This is a genomic window from Catellatospora sp. NPDC049111 (genome assembly GCF_040648615.1).
Lineage (GTDB): Bacteria > Actinomycetota > Actinomycetes > Mycobacteriales > Micromonosporaceae > Catellatospora > Catellatospora aurea.
Genome location: NZ_JBEZEB010000001.1, coordinates 390,769 through 404,834, shown reverse-complemented (window position 1 = coordinate 404,834; position 14,066 = coordinate 390,769). Strand labels below are relative to the sequence as shown.

Below are 14,066 nucleotides of genomic sequence, written 5' to 3'. Positions count from 1 at the left end.
CGTGGACAACCCCCTCGCGGGCGCGGCGGCGAACCGCCGATCGTTCCTGAGCCTGCTCGGCCTGGGCGCGATCGCCGTCGCGGGCAGCGGCACACTCGCCGCCTGCGGTGAGAAGGCGGCGGACGAGGGCACGACGCAGCAGCTGGACAAGCTGCAGGCCGTCCTGCCCAAGTACCAGCCGCTGGAACTGGTGCAGCCGGACATCAAGGGCGTCTCGCCGGTCGCCAACGGCTTCACCAAGTACCCCTCCTCGCTGGTCGACGCGATCACCGAGAAGCCCGGCCGGGGCAGCACCATCACCACGATGACGCCGTACTGGGGGCAGGTGCCGGCCGGTCCGGGGCAGAACGCCTACCTCGACGCGATCAACGCGGAGCTCGGTGCCGTGGTCACGCCGGGCATCCAGGACGGCAACACGTACGCCGACAAGCTGAACGCGATCCTGCCCGCCCGCGACATCCCGGATGTGCTCTGCATCCCGGGCTGGGAGATCAGCAAGATCCCCAACTTCTCGGAGGCGGCCAAGGCGCTGTTCGAGGACCTGACCGACCACCTGGCCGGGGACAAGGTCACGCCGTACCAGATGCTGGCCAGCCTGCCGACCGTCGCCTGGGGCAACGCCGTGTGGAACGAGCGCCTGATGGCGGTGCCGTGGCCGACCGACGGCCCGTACCCGTGGGCGCTGTTCTACCGCAAGGACCTCGTCGACGCGGCCGGGGTCGGGATCCCGAAGACGGCCGACGAGCTGTACGACTTCGGCAAGAAGATGACCAACCCCGGCAAGGGCGTGTGGGCGTTCAACGACGTCCAGGCCATGGTCGAGATGATCTTCCGCGTGCCGAACTCGAAGGACGGCTGGGGCGCCAAGAACGGCAAGGTCGTCTTCAAGTACGAGACCGACGAGTTCAAGGCCGCGCTGGAGTTCCTCGCCAAGCTGTACAAGGACGGCCTGATCCACCCCGAGGTCGTGGCCAGCAAGGGCGCGGACGCCAAGCTGCTGTTCTCCGGCGGCAAGATCGCGATGATCCAGGACGGCGTGGGCGCGTGGCTCGGCATGCAGGCCGAGCAGCAGAAGGTCACCACCGGCTTCAACATGCAGCCGGTGCCGTTCTTCGCCGCCGACGGCGGTGCGCCGCTGGTCTGGGGCTCGGGCGACCCGGTTTTCTACACCTTCGTCAAGAAGGGCCTGGGCAAGGAGAAGACCGAGGAGATCCTGCGCATCCTCAACTTCGTCGCCGCGCCGCTGGGCACCAAGGAATTCGAGCTCATCGAGTACGGCGTCGAGGGCAAGCACTTCACCAAGGGCGCCGACGGCTGGCCGGCCGGCACCGACCTGCAGGGCAAGGAGAAGGCGGACCAGTTCCGCTTCCTGGCCGGCACCGCCCCCACGATCAAGTACGACGCACGGGTTCCCAACTACGTGACCGATCTGATCAACTGGGAGAACGCCGCGGTCAAGCACCTCGAGGTCGACCCGTGGCTGGGCATGAAGCTGGAGATGCCGGCGGAGTACGTGAAGGTCAAGCAGCCGACCGAGGACAAGGTCAAGGACATCGCCCGCGGGCGGCGTCCGCTGTCCGACCTGGACGCGGTGCTCAAGGAGTGGCGCGACGGGGGCGGCGAGGCCGGCCGTGCGCACCTGGCGAAGGCGCTGAGCGACGCCGGTCGATGAACAGGGAGTCGCTGTGAAAGGCACCACCGACGCCGGTGGGCAGCCGCCGGCGGTCCGTCTTGCGGACGGGCCGCCGGGGCAGGCCGCCGGCACCGTGAAGGCCGAGGAGCGAGCTGGCGAGCCCCGCAGGACGAACCTCGACAGTCCAGTGGCCGGGTCTTCGGCGGCCCGGCCACTTCCCACACCCCCGGACGGCGCGCCGCCCACCCGGCGGCGGGCCTCGTTCGGGGCGCGCTGGCGGCGGGACTGGCCGCTGCTGCTGATGGCACTGCCCGCCGTACTGCTGCTGGTGGTCTTCCACTACGTGCCGACACTCGGCAACGTGGTGGCCTTCAAGGACTACGACCAGTGGTCCGGCGACACCGCCATCGAGGCGATCGTCAACAGCCCCTGGATCGGTTTCACCAACTTCGCGGAGCTGTTCGCCGATTCCCAGTTCTGGGACGCGCTGCGCAACACGCTGCTGATCACCACGTTTCAGCTGGTGTTCTTCTTCCCGCTGCCGATCGCGCTGGCGATCCTGCTCAACAGCGTGGTGTCGACGCGCCTGCGCGGCTTCGTGCAGACCGTGGTCTACCTGCCGCACTTCTTCAGCTGGGTGCTCGTCATCACGTTCTTCCTGCAGATGCTCGGCGGCTCCGGCCTGCTGGCGCAGGTGCTGCGGGACAACGGTCTGGAACCGTGGGACGTCATGACCAATCCGGACACGTTCATCCTGCTGGTCAGCTCCGAGTCGCTGTGGAAGGACGTCGGCTGGGGCACCATCATCTTCCTGGCCGCGCTGACCGCGATCGACCAGAGCCTGTACGAGGCGGCCGCCTCCGACGGGGCCAACCGGTGGCAGCGGCTGTGGCACGTCACCCTGCCCGGCCTGCGCCCGGTCGTGGTGCTGCTGCTCATCCTGCAGCTGGGCAACGCGCTGTCGGTCGGGTTCGAGCAGTTCATCCTGCAGCGCGACGCGGTCGGGCGGCAGGCCGCCGAGGTGCTCGACACCTACGTGTACCACCTCGGCCTGCTCACCCAGGACTACGGCGTAGGCGCGGCGGCCGGGCTGTTCAAGGCCGTCATCGGCCTGATCCTGATCCTGGTCGCGAACCGGGTGGCCCGCCGCTTCGGCGAGGAGGGGGTGTTCGTCCGCTCATGAGCGAGCGTAGCGAGCGAATCAGCGGGCTCGGGTCTGCCGTCGACGAGCGCAGCGAGGAAGAGGCATGAGCGTTGTCACTCCGGCCATGAGGGCTCGCCGCCGGCGCGCCCAGCGGCCCGCCTGGGAGGAGCCGCCCACGATCGCGGGGCGGATCGGCAAGGGCGTGCTGCTCACCGCCGTGGTGCTGGCGGTGCTGATCCCGCTGTGGTCGGTGATCGTGACCAGCTTCTCGTCGCAGAAGGCGATCGCCGACGCGGGCGGCATGGTCTTCCTGCCACGCGACTTCGACATCTCCGCGTACGTGCTGATCTTCACCCGGGGCGAGGTGTCGCAGGCGGTCTGGAACAGCATGTTCGTCACCGTCGTCGGCACCACGCTCAGCGTGCTCTGCACCGTGCTCGCCGCGTACGGCCTGTCCCGCCCCGGCAGTCTCTGGCACCGCCCGCTGCTGCTGTTCTTCCTGATCACATTCCTGATCGGGCCGGGCCTCGTGCCCACCTACGTGGTGGTGACCAGCCTCGGGCTCAAGGACTCGCACTGGGCGCTGATCCTGCCAGCGGCGGTCAACGCGTTCAACCTGATGGTGGTGCGCCAGTTCTTCATGGGCATCCCGGCCGAGCTGCTCGACAGCGCCCGGATCGACGGGGCCGGGGAGTGGACCATCCTGACCCGCATCGTGCTGCCGCTGTCCAAGGCCGTCGTGGCGGTCGTCGGGCTGTTCTACGCGGTCGGGTACTGGAACATCTACTTCAACGCGGTCCTGTACCTCAACGACGCCGAGGACCGGGTGGTGCAGCAGGTGCTGCAGGCGTACATCATCGCCGGCCAGAGCCCCGCGGGCATCGGCTCCCCGCCCGCGCTCGGCTTCAACGCCCCACCCAGCCTCGCCGTCAAGATGGCCGTGGTCGTGGTGGTCCTCATCCCGGTGGTCGCCGTGTACCCCTTCATCCAGCGCCACTTCACCAAGGGCGTCATCACCGGCGCCCTCAAAGGCTGACCAGTCACCCCACCCTCGCCCCGCCCAGACCGATCGCCGCGGCTCTCCCTTCGCCGCGGCGATCTCTTTCCGCCCCAAGATCACGACGATCTTGCGCACGCTGTGGGCATAACACGCGCATATCGTGCGAACTGCAAATAGCTCACGCAAGATCGTCATGAGCAAGGGGCGGGGTGAGGGTCAGGCGAGGAAGGTGACGATGGCGGAGGCGAATTCGGGGTTGCGGACCACGGTGAGGTGGTCGCCGGCGAGGACCTTCCAGCGGGCGTCGGGGAGGGCGGCGGCGAGGACCTCGGGGCGGGTGGCCAGCCAGTCGTCGGTGCCGGCGAGGACCAGGGCGGGGATCGTGATCCGGTCCAGGGCGATCGGGGTGCGGTGGCCCGCTTCGGCCGGGGCTGCTAGCGCCTGGCGGTCCGCGCCGGAGGCGTCGGCGAACAGGCGGAAGCCCATCACCCGCTCGTCGGTGATGGTGCTCGGGTCGTCGGTGAGCAGGCCGTCGATCAGCGCGCGGCCGGGCAGCGCGGACCGGTCCACGCCGCCCTGCTCGACGGCGCCCGCGCCGATGCCGCCGGTGACCAGTCGCCGGATGCGGCGGTCCGCGGCGGCGGTGAGCAGGGCGACGACCCCGCCCATGGAGTAGCCGACCAGGTCCACCTGGGTCAGGCCGAGCAGGTCGAAGAGGGCGGCGAGGTCACGGGCCATCTTGTCCTCGCCGTACCGGGCGGGCTCGTGGGGCTTCTCGGACGAGCCGTGGCCGCGGGCGTCGATCGCGATCACGTGGCGGCCCGCGCCGACCAGCGCGTCGACGACGCCAGGGGCCTTCCAGTTGGCCGTCGCGGAGGTGCTGAACCCGTGGTGCAGCACCACGGCCGGCCGGTCGGCGGTGGGCTCGCCCCAGGTGTGGTACGCCAGGATGGTGCCGTCGAAGGACGGGAAGGTCTGCATGCGGCTCTCCGATCAGGTCAGGGCTCGGAGCCGCCGCACCCGGCCGGCATGCCACCGGGGCACACGATGCCAGGGCGCACGGTGCCGGCGGCTACTTGATCAGTCTGCGCGTGGCCCGTCACCGCGGCATCGGCGATTTCACCGGTCCGCGGCGAGCCCCGCCGCCCCGGCCTCGGCCGGCTCCGCCGACGTACCTGCCGTGACCCGGCCGGCTGCCCTGGCCTGCTCTTCGACAGGCGTGATGTTAAGAAGGGCACCTTGTACAACGCGGAGCGTTGTCAAGGTGCCCTTCCTTGCACTACAGGCGGGGGAGGGTGAGGTCGCGGGCCTCGGCGTAGCGGGCGCGGACCGCGGGCAGCGCGTCGGCTTCGAAGAGTTCGAGGCCGTCGAGGGTCCAGGCGGGGGCCGTGCCGGTGGCGATCCAGGCGGCCTGGCGGGCGGCTCCGTCGGCGACGTACTCGCCGGGCGGGGGGACGGCGACGGGGCAGCCGAACACGGAGGGGGCGATGCGGCGCACCGCCTCGGACTTCGCGCCGCCGCCGACCAGGAGCACCCGGCTCACGGTCGCGCCCTGGCCGCGCAGGGCGTCGAGGCCGTCGGCCAGTGCGCAGAGCATGCCTTCGACGGCGGCGCGGGCCAGGTGGGCGGGGGTGGAGCTGCCCAGGGTGAGGCCGTGCAGGGAGCCGGTCGCGTCGGGCTTGTTCGGGGTGCGCTCGCCCTCCAGGTAGGGGACGAGGACCAGGCCGTCGCTGCCCGCGGGGGCGGACAGGGCCAGCCGGGACAGCTCCGCGTGGTCCACGCCCAGCATGGTCGCGGCGGCGTCGAGCACGCGGGCGGCGTTGAGGGTGCAGACCAGGGGCAGGTAGTGGCCGGTGGCGTCGGCGAAGCCGGCGACCGTGCCGGTGTCGTCGGCGGCGGGGACCGTCGCGACGCTGAACACGGTGCCGGAGGTGCCGATGGAGACGATCACGTCGCCCGGCGACGCGCCCACGCCGAGCGCGGCGGCGGCGTTGTCGCCCGCGCCGGGGCCGAGCAGCACGCCGCCCGGGGTCCGGCCCGGCGAGCCGTCGGGACCGAGCACCGCGGGCAGCAGCACGTCCCGGCCGAGGGCCAGCTTGAGCAGGTCGCGGCGGTACTCGCCGGTGCTCGGGGACCAGTAGCCGGTGCCGGAGGCGTCGCTGCGGTCGGTGGCCAGCGCGGACAGGTCGCCGGTGCCGCCCAGTCGCCAGGTCAGCCAGTCGTGCGGCAGGCAGACGGCGGCCGTCCGGGCGGCGTTGTCCGGTTCGTGCTGGGCCAGCCAGCGCAGCTTCGTCACGGTGAACGAGGCGACCGGCACGCTGCCGACGGCGTCGGCCCAGGCGCGCGGCCCGCCGAGTTCGGCGACCAGGTCGGTCGCGGCCTGCGCGGACCGGGTGTCGTTCCACAGCAGCGCGTCGCGGACGACCTGGCCGTCGGCGTCGAGGCAGACCATGCCGTGCTGCTGGCCGCCGACCGAGACGGCGGCGACGTCCTCCAGCCCGCCTGCCGCGGTGATCGCCGTCTGCAGGGCGGACCACCAGGCGTCGGGCGGGCAGGACGTGCCGTCGGGGTGGCTCGCCCGCCCCTGGCGGACGAGCGCGCCGGTGTCGGCGTCGCGGACCACCACCTTGCACGATTGGGTGGAGGAGTCGATGCCGGCGACGAGTGCCATGGGGTTCAGTCTCCTGGTGCCTGCCAGGTCGCCGTGAGCAGGCCGTCCACCGGGCCCAGCGTGGCCCGCACGCCGTTGACCAGCACGGTGGCCGGAGGGGTGCCGCCGGCGACGGTGGGGAACGCGATCGCCGTGACCCGGGCCGGCCCGGCGATGGTCACTGAGAGCGTATCCCCGTCCCGGCGTGCCGCGACAGTGCTTACGTAACCGTCGTCCCGGATCTCGGACACGGCGTCGCCGCCGCCGAAGCTGAGCAGCGTGAGCTGCGCCCACGGCCCGTCGGCCAGGTGCGCGGCAGGCGCGGTGACCGGTAGCAGAGCGTCACGGCGTGCCCACAGCGGCAGCTGGGTCAGCGGGGGAGCGACTCGCGATGTGACGCCGCCGACGATCACGTCGCCGCTCCACCAGTCGACCCACTCGCCCGGCGGCAGGTAGACGTCCCGCTGCTGGCTGGCGCTGATCATGGGTGCGACCAGCAGCTCCGTTCCGAGCCGGTACACGTGCTCGGCCCGCCACGACGCCGCGTCGGCCGGGGTGTCCACGCCGAGCGCCCGCATCATCGGCTCGCCGGTCTCCGCCGAGCGCAGCGCGGCCGAGTACAGGTACGGCAGCAGCCGGTAGCGCAGCCGCAGCGCCTCGATCACGTCAGCCTCGACGGCCGGGAAGCGCCACGGTTCGCGGGTGGTGGTGCCGTGGAAGCGCACCAGCGGCGACAGCGCCCCGAACTGGGCCCAGCGCAGGTACAGGTCGTCGCCGGGGGTGCCGCAGAAGCCGCCGCTGTCGTGCGACCAGTACGGCACGCCGGACAGCCCGTGCGCGAGCCCGCCGTTCATCGACGACGCCATGGCCTCGTACGAGCACATCGTGTCCCCGCCCCACTGCGCGGCATGGCGCTGCCCGCCCAGGTACGACGAGCGCCCCCACACCGTCGAGTGCCCGTGCACCTCGCGGGTGACCTCGGCCACGGCGTCGTTGAACAGCAACGCGTACACGTTGTGCAGCTCGGTGCCGGTCATGCCGTTGAAGGCGACCGCGTCGGCGGGCACGCCCTCGGCGAAGTCGGTCTTGAACACGTCCACGCCCTGCCGGGCCAACGGCCGCAGCAGGTCCTGGAACCAGGCCGTCGCCTCCGGGTTGGTGAAGTCGACGATGCCGCCCGCGGGAAACGAGCCGTGCCAGGAGTCGGCGACGTACACCGCGCCGTCGGCCCGGCGCAGCAGGAAGCCCCGTTCGGCGGCCTCGGCGAAGCGGTCGGTGCGGTGCGACAGGTACGAGTTCATCCAGACGCACACCCGGAAGCCCTGCTTGTGCAGGGTGGCCAGCATGGCGTCCGGGTCGGGGAACGCCGCCGGGTCCCACAGCAGGTGCGACCAGGTGCCCTCGGCCTGCCAGTACGTGTCCAGGTGCAGCACGTCGCAGGGGATGCCGTGCGCGCGGATCGTCGCCGCGCGGGCCAGCACCTGCTCCTGGGTGTCGCGGCAGAAGCCCGACGAGATCCAGGAGCCGAACGCCCACTTCGGCGGGCAGGTCGGCCGGCCGGTGAGCGCGTTGTACCGGGCCAGCACGTCGGCCGGGGTGGGCCCGGCGAGCACGTAGTACTCGATCAGGTCGTCGGGCACGATCAGCTGGGTGACGCTGCCGGTGGACGCGCCGAAGTCGAACTCCACCGGCATGCCGGAGTCGACCACGATGCCGTAGCCCTTGCTGGACTGGTAGAACGGCACGTTCTTGTACGCCCGGTCGGACTCGCTGCCGAAGGCGTCGAAGTTCCACATCACCGGCCGCTGGCCGCGCAGGTTCAGCGCGGTGAACCGCTCGCCGGTGCCGGACAGCACCTCGTCGGCGGGCATCAGGAAGCTCTCGTGGTAGGCCACGATCCGGCCGTCCACCCGGGAGCAGCCCAGCGGCAGGGTGCGCATGCGGCCGGAGATGTCGGTGAGCCCGGGGTCCGCGCCCAGCAGGCGGCGGCCGTCGGCGTCGTGGAAGGACAGCCGCCACGGGCTCAGTGTCACCTCGGCGGTCAGCGGCCCGGCCGTGACGGTGACGGTGTTCTCGCCGGTCACCACGGTCGCCACCGCGCCCGGGTCGGGCTGGGTGAGCGGGAGCAGCCGGGCGCTGCGGCTGCGCGCGCCGGACTCCTCGGACAGGCGCACCCGCAGGATGCCGTCGCCGGCCGCACCGACGTGCAGCTGCAGCGTGGTGCCCGCGTCGGTGTGCGCGTGCAGCGTCGCACCGGTGGAGTCCTTGCCGGTCAGCTCGGCCCACACGACGGACTCGGGGCCGTGCTCCCCGTACGCGCGCCGGGGCAGTTCCGGCGGGTCGGCGGAGAAGTACTCGTGGGCCACCAGCGGTGGGCGGAACGGCATGATCGGCTCCCAGTGCGGCGTCTGCTGCAGGTACGGCTTCTTTTAGTTTTCCGTGTAGCCAAACAAACGTCAACGGTTGACGCCCGTGAGTGATCCCTCTACTTTGGCCGCCGTGCCAACTAACCCGCTCTTCTTCGGCGCCGACTGGAACCCCGAGCAGTGGCCGGAGCACGTCCGCGACACCGATCTCGCCCTCATGCGCGAGGCCCGCGTCACCGCGGCCACCGTCGGCGTCTTCAGCTGGTCGCGCCTGGAGCCGAGCCCGGGGGTGTACGACTTCGGCTGGCTCGACCGGGTCCTCGACGGCCTGCACGAGCACGGGATCGGCGCGGTGCTGGCCACCCCGACCGCCTCCCCGCCGCCCTGGTTCACCCAGGCCCACCCGGGCGCGCTGGCGAAACGCCGCGACGGCGTACGCCTGGTCCACGGCTCCCGCGACACCTACTGCGTCAACGCCCCCGCCTACCGCGCCGCGAGCCTGCGCATCGCGACCGCGCTGGCCGAGCGCTACGCGAGACACCCGGCCGTGCCGCTGTGGCACGTGCACAACGAGTACGGCACCTGGTGCTTCTGCGACCACTGCGCCCGTGCCTTCCGCACCTGGCTGCGCGAACGCCACGGCACGGTGGCCGACCTCAACGACGCCTGGACCGCGGACTTCTGGAGCCAGCGCCACACCGACTGGGCACAGGTCCTCCCGCCCCGCGCCACCCAGTACCTCGGCAACCCCGCCCACGAACTGGACTACCGCCGCTTCCTGTCCGACAGCATGCTCGCCGCGTACGCCGAGCAGCGCGACGCGATCAAGGCGGTCGCGCCGGACGCTCAGGTCACCACGAACTTCGTGCTCGGCGGCTGGGTGCCCGTCGACCACGCCCGCTGGTCCCACGAGGTCGACCTGGTCGCCATCGACCACTACCCGTCCTCCCTGGACTGCACACCCGCCCAGAGCGCCTTCGCCGCCGACGCCGCCCGAGGCTGGTCGGCCGCCGCCGGCCACGACGGCACCTGGCTCCTCATGGAACACGCCCCCGCCCACGTCACCGAGAACGGCGTACAGCGCCGCAAACCACCCGGCATGCTCGCCCGCACCGCCCTCGCCCACATCGCCCGCGGCTCCCTGGGCGCGATGTACTTCCAATGGCGCGCAAGCGTCGGCGGTGCCGAACAATGGCACAGCGCGATCATCGGCCACGCCGGCCCCGACACCCGCCTCTACCGTGAAACCCGCGCCCTCGGCGAAACCCTCGCAGGCGAAGGAAGGGCACCTTCTTATCGCTCCGCGTATAAGAAGGTGCCCTTCTTAACCGACGAACCCGGCGGAGCTGGGGTGGAGGTCGGCGAAGGCGGGTCCGATGCGAGGGCAGCCGGTCGGCGCGAGAAGGCGGGCGAGGTGGGAGCGGACGGCGACGGGGCTGCCGGCCGCGGTGAGGTGGCGGTGTGGTTCGACGAGGTGTGCGGGTGGGCGGTCGGGGCGTCGCACCTGCCCGCGCCGCTGGACTACCAGGGCGTCGTCGAGAGCTGGCACCGCGCGCTGTGGCGGCGGGGGTATCCGATCGACGTCGTGCCGCCCACGGCGGCGCTCGCCGGGTACCGCGTGCTGGTCGTGCCCGCGGCGTACCTGCTCACCGACGAGTCCGTGCGCCGCTTGGACGAGTATGTGCGCGAGGGCGGGCACCTCGTGGCGACCTACCTGTCCGGGATCGTGGACGAGCACCTGCGAGTGCGGACGGGGGGCTATCCAGGTGCGCTGCGTGATCTGCTCGGCATCCGGGTCGAGGAGTTCGACCCGCTGCCGCCTGGTGCGGTGGTCACCCTCGACACCGGTGACCTGGCCACAGGCTGGACGGAGCACCTGACCGCGCCGGGCGCGGTGGTGCTCGCCCGCTACCCGGCCGGCAGGCCGGCGGTGACCCGGCGCGAGCACGGCGCGGGCGTCGCGTACTACGTGTCCTGCGCCCTCGACGAGACAGCGACGGCCCGGGTGCTTGACGTGGTCTGTGCCGCCGCGGGGTCCGCCCCGATCCTGCCCGGTCTGCCCGACGGCGTGGAAGCGGTACGCGCCCCCGCCGGGGTCTGGCTCTTCAACCACACGGACGAACCGCACGAGATCGCGGGCCGTCAGCTCGCCCGGGGCGCATCCGCCGAATTCACCGTCGAATAGCGTCAGCTCCTGACAATCGCCGCAAGCAGACGTGGACGACATCGGATCTTGTGCAGTTGGTGTCGCCGGGACGACCCAAACCGCACAAGATTCACCGGTGGTCAGTCGGCGGCGGCGGGACGCCGGGCAAAGTGGCGATCAATGCCGAGAGGCGGCTGGTGAACTTGTCGACCTGTGCGCGGTCGTAGCCGTCGGGCTTGGTGGGATGCGGCGGGAGCAGTTCGAGGGCCAGGTCGCGCCGGGCACGCCAGTCCGTAGAGTCCAGCATGTTCCGCCCGCGCCGGATGAGGTCGTCGACGTGTGCGCGGTCGTAGCCGAACGGCCGCACCGTGAAATCCGGCTGCTTGAACGCCTTGCGCAGCCATTTCCGATCGTTGACGAACCGGTCGCCACCGTGCAACGCCAGTGTCGCGGCAACTGCCAGAGGCTTGTCTCTGACCAGCCCGAAGTCGACCACCGAAAGGCAGGGAAGGTCGTCGAGCGGACTGCGGGCGGTGAGCGGGACACCGAGGTCCACGTCGTCGGCGGGCACCAGCAGCAGCCTGGCTTCCGGCTTGCTGACGCCGAAGGTCCTGACGGTGGGCGGTGACTGCGCCAGGATCACCATCTCGATCTCGGGCCAGGCCGGTGCGATCTCGTAAGCCCGGTGCCGGATCGTCAGGCCGCGCTCGTCGATCCGGAACCGGAACGGGCGTAGCCGCATGCGCAGCGCCACCAGGGCCGCCGTCAGGTAGAGCAGCCCGTAGAACAGCGGCCTGAACCGGCTGCCCCAGTCGTCTGCCAGTGACGCCAACGACAGTTCGACGGCTGCCGCTGCGAAAAATGCCGCGGGCCAACCCCAGTGCGGACCTGGCCGCAGTTCCATCGGGGCGTCCTACCCTCGGCCGAGCAGGCTGAAGCCGCCGGGCAGTCGCCGCTGATGGTGCTGTCGCATCGTCCGTACCCCCGTGACCTGTCGGTTGTGCCGGGTGGCACGGTAGTCGAGTCGCACCAGGCGGGGACTCGGCCGAACGCTCGATCTTGGTGGACGGCCCTGTTCAGGCGGGACGGTGGTCGACGAAGCGGTCACCGCCGTGCGCCGCGAGCGTCGCCGCGATCTGATCCGGCGTGTCCTTGACCTTCGCCAGGTCTAGCAGCACCCGGCAGGGGCGGCCGTCGACCGGGTTGGGCGCGTGCACCAGCCCTCGGTCGAGCAGCGCGCCCGGGACCGGCACGAGCAGCAGCCGGCAGACGACACCGCCGTCGAGGGCCGGTCCCCGGTACAGGATCACGGTTTCCACCTGGGACCAGAGCACCTCGGTCGCCCAGGCGCCCCGGGTCAGCGCCAGGCTGTGCGCATCGACCCGGAACCCGTGCCACCGACCCCGCCAGACACCGGCGCTCCAGCGCCGCAACCTGCTGAGCCGCCCCATGAATCGCCCGCCAGCCATCGGGCACATGCTAGGCGACGGCGTCTCAGCCGGTGCGCTCGATCTCGCCGGGTCGCCAGGTCTGGTCGTACCAGGGCTGGAGCGGGCCGTAGAGGCGCAGCATGGTGAACCAGTTTTTGCCGGGCACGGTCTGGATCCAGTTCGGCTCCCGGCCCGGCGGCGGCGTCGGGCCGAAGAACACGTCGGTGGTGCCGTCGGAGTTCGCGACCACGGAGCCCGAAAGACTGCTCACGCTCGGGTACGGGTTGTCGGTGACGAGCAGCGAGCGGGTCTGGCAGTCGTACACGGTGACCGACCAGAACGTCTTCGCGGGCACGTGCCGGGGCAGGCGCAGCCGGTAGGAGCGGCTTCCGTCGAGCCACCGCCCGTCGTCGTCCTCGGCGGTGTAGGCGTACGCGGAGCCGGTGCCCACGGGAGAGGCCGCCATCGCGGGCGTGACCACGGTGGCGAGGTAGTGGAACATGACGCGGGCGTCCAGTAGGCGGGCGCCCTCGCTCAGGAACTCGTGGCTGCCGCCGACGAAGATGCGCTTCCACGAGGAGTCCGGGTAGTAGTAGGCGTGCGGGTCGCGAGGGCGGAAAGCCAGCGCACGGGCGATGCCCGCACCCAGCGGGGCGGCCGTGGCGAGGATCGCGCGCATCCGGTGGTCGGGGCCGAACACGTCGCCCTTGACGATGCCGATGCTCGCCAGGATGCCGCGCCGTTCGGGGTCCAGCGACTCCAGCGGCTCCTCCTGGACCACCACGTCGACCTCGTCGTAGAAGGTCGCGTCGTTGGCGTGCACGGTGTTGTGCGGCCGGTCGGCGAGGTCGACGAACTCGTTCGGCGGCGGGTAGGCGGCCTGTGCGAGCGGGTACACCCGGACCTGGCGGACCGCTTCGACGCCGTCGAGCGCCCGAAACACCGCCCAATTGGTGAAGGTCGGGCAACGGAAGGTGTAGTAGCCGTCGGGCACCTCGTCCTCGTGGTCCGGGGGCAGGAACAGGTATTTGCCGCCCCGGCCCTGGTCGGGCCCGGCCAGGCCCAGGTCGGTGACGTAGCGGAACCAGAAGTCGTCGACGACGCACAGCGAGTTCGGCGGCACCTCGACCACGGTCGGCCCGTCGGTGTCCAGGTCCAGGAAGGTGTGCCCGTACGTGGTGTCGGTGTTGGGGGTCAGGTAGAGGCTGGTGGAGTTCAGGCGCGGGTCGGTGATGCCGATCTGGCGGGCCGAGGTGACGCCGACGTTGCGCAGCCCGGCCCGCATCGCGGCGAGCGACGCGCCGGGCATGGCCACCAGGAACGCCTCGACCGCGCGGATGAGGTCGAGCGCGTTGTACAGCCCGTCGACGCTCTCCGCGGTGGGCAGGCCGTCGTGGAAGCCGAACTGCCCGAGCGGAGTGTCCAGGCTCTCGGGCAAGCCGATGGCGGCCAGGATCTCCTTGGTGATGGACATGACGCGCACCTCTCGCGCGGCCGCGTGCCGCGCCTTACCGCACGGTACGCAGAGATGAGGCGATATGTCCCGGTTATCGGAAGGAAGTGCGCGTCCCCGGCGGGGCAGGCCGTGGTCAGTCGGCGTTGACCGACAGCGGGCGGCGGACGGGGCCTGGCAGCGTCATCGGTGGGTGTCCGGCCGGGTGGTGCCCGTTGCCCGGGTCGGCCGAGCCGTGGCCGTT

The 14,066-nt window shown here is 71.4% G+C and carries 10 protein-coding genes; 4 read left to right on the top strand and 6 right to left on the bottom strand.

The window, feature by feature from the left end; translation table 11 throughout:
- Position 1: 1 nt before the first annotated feature.
- From AB0B66_RS01820 to AB0B66_RS01810, 3 genes are all read left to right on the top strand, one after another.
- Positions 2-1,672 carry an extracellular solute-binding protein gene (locus AB0B66_RS01820; RefSeq protein ID WP_360521262.1) on the top strand — a complete coding sequence of 557 codons (1,671 nt, stop codon included), beginning with the start codon at positions 2-4 and terminating at the stop codon, positions 1,670-1,672.
- Between the two features lie 13 nt (positions 1,673-1,685).
- Positions 1,686-2,816, top strand: coding sequence for an ABC transporter permease subunit (locus AB0B66_RS01815; protein ID WP_360521259.1), 1,131 nt, complete (start codon positions 1,686-1,688; stop codon positions 2,814-2,816).
- Positions 2,817-2,880: 64 nt separating this feature from the next.
- The gene (locus tag AB0B66_RS01810; RefSeq protein WP_360521256.1) at positions 2,881-3,813 is read left to right on the top strand and encodes a carbohydrate ABC transporter permease; all 933 of its coding nucleotides are present in this window, start codon (positions 2,881-2,883) and stop codon (positions 3,811-3,813) included.
- Between the two features lie 180 nt (positions 3,814-3,993).
- On the opposite strand, the gene AB0B66_RS01805 is transcribed toward AB0B66_RS01810, so the two are convergent.
- The 3 genes from AB0B66_RS01805 to AB0B66_RS01795 form a co-directional block, all read right to left on the bottom strand.
- On the bottom strand, positions 3,994-4,758 hold the full coding sequence (locus AB0B66_RS01805) for an alpha/beta hydrolase (protein ID WP_360521253.1): 765 nt from the start codon (positions 4,756-4,758) through the stop codon (positions 3,994-3,996).
- 298 nt (positions 4,759-5,056) lie between these two features.
- Positions 5,057-6,448, bottom strand: coding sequence for a xylulokinase (gene xylB / locus AB0B66_RS01800; protein WP_360521250.1), 1,392 nt, complete (start codon positions 6,446-6,448; stop codon positions 5,057-5,059).
- Positions 6,449-6,453: 5 nt separating this feature from the next.
- A complete protein-coding gene (locus tag AB0B66_RS01795; protein ID WP_360521247.1) occupies positions 6,454-8,814 on the bottom strand; it encodes a TIM-barrel domain-containing protein in 2,361 nt (786 codons plus the stop codon).
- Positions 8,815-8,926: 112 nt separating this feature from the next.
- Here AB0B66_RS01795 and AB0B66_RS01790 point away from each other — a divergent pair, with 112 nt between their 5' ends.
- Positions 8,927-10,978 (top strand): beta-galactosidase, encoded by a 2,052-nt coding sequence (locus AB0B66_RS01790; RefSeq protein ID WP_360521244.1) that lies wholly within the window; start codon positions 8,927-8,929, stop codon positions 10,976-10,978.
- Positions 10,979-11,069: 91 nt separating this feature from the next.
- Here the strand turns inward: AB0B66_RS01790 and AB0B66_RS01785 are convergent, their stop codons facing one another.
- The 3 genes from AB0B66_RS01785 to AB0B66_RS01775 form a co-directional block, all read right to left on the bottom strand.
- A complete protein-coding gene (locus AB0B66_RS01785) occupies positions 11,070-11,843 on the bottom strand; it encodes a hypothetical protein (protein WP_360521241.1) in 774 nt (257 codons plus the stop codon).
- A gap of 172 nt (positions 11,844-12,015) precedes the next feature.
- The gene (locus tag AB0B66_RS01780) at positions 12,016-12,408 is read right to left on the bottom strand and encodes a hypothetical protein (RefSeq protein WP_360521238.1); all 393 of its coding nucleotides are present in this window, start codon (positions 12,406-12,408) and stop codon (positions 12,016-12,018) included.
- A gap of 25 nt (positions 12,409-12,433) precedes the next feature.
- Complete coding sequence (locus AB0B66_RS01775) at positions 12,434-13,843, bottom strand: DUF1254 domain-containing protein (RefSeq protein ID WP_360521235.1); 1,410 nt, start codon at positions 13,841-13,843, stop codon at positions 12,434-12,436.
- Positions 13,844-14,066: the final 223 nt, after the last annotated feature.

Excerpts from the sequence above, each read along its gene's own strand:
- AB0B66_RS01810 (WP_360521256.1), top strand. The coding sequence starts at position 2,881 with ATGAGCGTTGTCACTCCGGCCATGAGGGCTCGCCGCCGGCGCGCCCAG.
- AB0B66_RS01805 (WP_360521253.1), bottom strand. The coding sequence starts at position 4,758 with ATGCAGACCTTCCCGTCCTTCGACGGCACCATCCTGGCGTACCACACC.
- xylB (WP_360521250.1), bottom strand. The coding sequence starts at position 6,448 with ATGGCACTCGTCGCCGGCATCGACTCCTCCACCCAATCGTGCAAGGTG.
- AB0B66_RS01795 (WP_360521247.1), bottom strand. The coding sequence starts at position 8,814 with ATGCCGTTCCGCCCACCGCTGGTGGCCCACGAGTACTTCTCCGCCGAC.
- AB0B66_RS01785 (WP_360521241.1), bottom strand. The coding sequence starts at position 11,843 with ATGGAACTGCGGCCAGGTCCGCACTGGGGTTGGCCCGCGGCATTTTTC.
- AB0B66_RS01780 (WP_360521238.1), bottom strand. The coding sequence starts at position 12,408 with ATGGCTGGCGGGCGATTCATGGGGCGGCTCAGCAGGTTGCGGCGCTGG.
- AB0B66_RS01775 (WP_360521235.1), bottom strand. The coding sequence starts at position 13,843 with ATGTCCATCACCAAGGAGATCCTGGCCGCCATCGGCTTGCCCGAGAGC.